Origin of the sequence: Bradyrhizobium sp. SHOUNA76, assembly GCF_023006445.1 — a bacterium.
Taxonomy (GTDB): Bacteria; Pseudomonadota; Alphaproteobacteria; order Rhizobiales; family Xanthobacteraceae; genus Bradyrhizobium.
Genome location: NZ_JALBHA010000668.1, coordinates 1 through 2,785, shown reverse-complemented (window position 1 = coordinate 2,785; position 2,785 = coordinate 1). Strand labels below are relative to the sequence as shown.

General features: G+C 64.8%; 3 protein-coding genes. All 3 read left to right on the top strand.

The window, feature by feature from the left end; genetic code table 11:
- The first annotated feature begins 132 nt into the window (after positions 1-132).
- The gene (locus tag MOV74_RS35360) at positions 133-885 is read left to right on the top strand and encodes an SDR family oxidoreductase (protein ID WP_246931761.1); all 753 of its coding nucleotides are present in this window, start codon (positions 133-135) and stop codon (positions 883-885) included.
- Position 886: 1 nt separating this feature from the next.
- A complete protein-coding gene (locus MOV74_RS35355; protein WP_246931759.1) occupies positions 887-1,822 on the top strand; it encodes an alpha/beta hydrolase in 936 nt (311 codons plus the stop codon).
- The coding region (locus MOV74_RS35350; protein WP_246931757.1) for an acyl-CoA dehydrogenase family protein at positions 1,819-2,785 on the top strand (967 nt) is incomplete at its 3' end. The genes MOV74_RS35355 and MOV74_RS35350, both read left to right, overlap by 4 nt.

The following is a 2,785-nucleotide window of genomic DNA, read 5'->3' as shown; positions in this document are numbered from 1 at the left end:
AGGTGTTCGAAATCTCAAACGCCAATGCCGCTTCTGCGCTCGATTTCTTCGTTCATCTGTTCGGCAGCAAGTCCGCCACAGACGCCTATACATTGTCGGCGGCGCAAGCCCATCTTCACGGGACGCTGAGGCGTGGCGGATACGCTTCCATTCGGGCGCTTGGACGGTCGGCGCGCCTTCGTGTCAGGCGCCGCGCGCGGCATTGGCGCTGCGATTGCAAAGAGCTTTGTCACTGCGGGCGCCAACGTCCTGATTGCCGACCTCGACATGGCCCAAGCTTCCGAGGTCGGACGCCAGATCGGCGCCGCCGCTGTTCGCCTCGACGTCAGCGATGCGGGCGCGGTGCAGGCGGCCGTGGAGCAGCACGGCCCATTCGACATCCTCGTCAACAATGCCGGGATCGACCAGCACGCCTTTTTCATCGAGACCACGCCGCACGACTGGGCGAAGCTGATCGCGGTCAATCTCACGTCTGTTCTGGCTTGCACCCATGCCGTCCTGCCGGCGATGCAGGCTGCAAGGTACGGCCGCATCATCAACATAACATCCGAAGCCGCCCGGCTCGGATCCAAGGGTGGGTCGGTTTACTCAGCCGCCAAGGGCGGGGTCATCGCCTTCACCAAGAGCATGGCGCGAGAGAACGCGCGATACGGCATCACGGCGAACGCGATTGCGCCCGGTCCGATCCGCACGCCGATGCTGGAGCAGGCGGTCGCCCGCGGTGGTGACAAGATCCTTCGAGCGATGACCGATGCAACCCTGCTGGGCCGGCTCGGCGAGCCGGACGAGGTTGCAGCAGCCGCGCTGTTCCTGGCGTCCGACCAGGCCGCCTACATCACGGGTGAGACGCTCGGCGTGTCCGGCGGCATGGGGATCGGCGGTTGAGATGAAGGATGCGGCCGGCGATATTGCGGTAACTCCTGTCGATCGTGCGGTCGAGCGGCTGCAGTCGGTGTACCGCAACTGGACGCGCGACACGAGCGTCGAGCAGATGCGTCACGATTGGGATGGAGCGTTCGCCGCCTGCTCCGTGCCGGTGACGTGCCGCCAGGTCTCCGCCGGCGGTGTCGAGGGCGAGTGGATCGCGCCGGCCGCCGCGCCGCAGGACAAGGCCATCCTCTATCTGCATGGCGGCGGCTTCCGTATCGGCTCGATTGCCTCGCACCGCGATCTGATCGCGCGCATCGCCAGCTCCTGTGGCTGCCGCGTCGTGGCGATCAACTACCGCCTGGCGCCGGAACACCGCTTTCCAGCCGCGCTGGACGATGCCCTGAGGGCCTATCGATACCTGCTCGACGAGGGTTTGCAACCGGATGACATCGCGCTTGCGGGTGACTCCGCCGGGGGAAACCTCGTGCTAAGCGTCATGCTTGCGTTGCGCGATCACGGCGAGAAACTGCCGGCGGCCGCCGCGGTTATGTCGCCCTGGACGGACCTCGCCGCGACAGGTGCAAGCTACGAAAGCCGGGCGAAGGCCGACCCGATCCATCAGCGCGCGATGATCCTCGCGCTTGCGAAGAACTATCTGGGCCTGGATGGCGATCCGCGTCACCCGCTGGCCTCGCCGCTCTACGCCGACTTGTCCGGCTTGCCGCCGCTTCTGATCCAGGTCGGCGACCGCGAGACGGTGCGCGACGATTCAACCGAGTTCGCTGCCAGAGCCAGGGCTGCCGCCGTCAACGTCGAGCTGCAAATCTGGGATGGCATGATCCACGTGTTCCAGATGTTCCCGGAAATCCCGCAGGCTGGCGAAGCTATCGCGGCGCTTGCAAAATTCCTGCGCGGACATCTTCACATCCCCGATGGGAGGGCGGCACAATGAACGTCATGACATCCAGTTCCCGCCAGCCTGTTGAAGCTGAATTTCAATTCTCGGAGCAACCCAATCTGCCCGAGGAGCTTCGCATATTGCGCGAGCAGGTACGTCGCTTCGTCGAGAAGGAGGTGGTGCCGCAGGGGGACGCCTGGGAGCGCGACGGCAAGATCCCGCGCGAGATTTTTCGCCGCATGGGCGCGCTCGGATTTCTTGGCATGCGTCACGCGCCCGAGTACGGCGGCACCGACATGGGTCCGCTGGCCTCGATGGTGTTCGCTGAGGAATTGGGACGCTCGAGCTTCGGCGGCTTCACCTCGTCGATCCTGGTGCACACCGACATGTCGGCGGTGCACATCTCTCTGCGCGGTACGCCGGAGCAGAAGCAGAAATACCTGCCGGCGATCATCCGTGGCGAGACGATTTGCTCGATCGCAGTGACCGAGCCGGATGCCGGCTCCGACGTTGCTGGCCTGAAGACCCGCGCGACCCGCGATGGCGACGGCTGGGTGATCAACGGCTCCAAGATGTTCATCACCAATGCGGTCTACGGCGACATCCTGATCGTCGCTGCCCGTACCGATCCGCACGCCAAGGGCAGCCGAGGCATCTCGCTGTTCATCGTCGAGCGCAATACGCCAGGCATCGATGTGACCAAGCTCGACAAGCATGGCTGGCTTTGCTCGGACACCGCCGAAATCGCCTTTCAGGACGTCCGTGTACCGGCCAATGCCCTGCTCGGAGAGGAGAACAAAGGCTTCTACGGCATCATGGAGACGTTCCAGAACGAGCGCATCTGCATCGGCGGCATCTGCGCCGGCGAATCCGCCAAGGCGATCGAGCTGACGGCAAACTACGTAAAGACACGGCAGGCGTTCGGCGGACCGCTCTGGAACCAGCAGGCCGTGCGGCTGAAGCTCGCCCAACTCGCGGCCAAGGCAGCCGCCGCGCGCCAGCTTGCCTATCACGCCG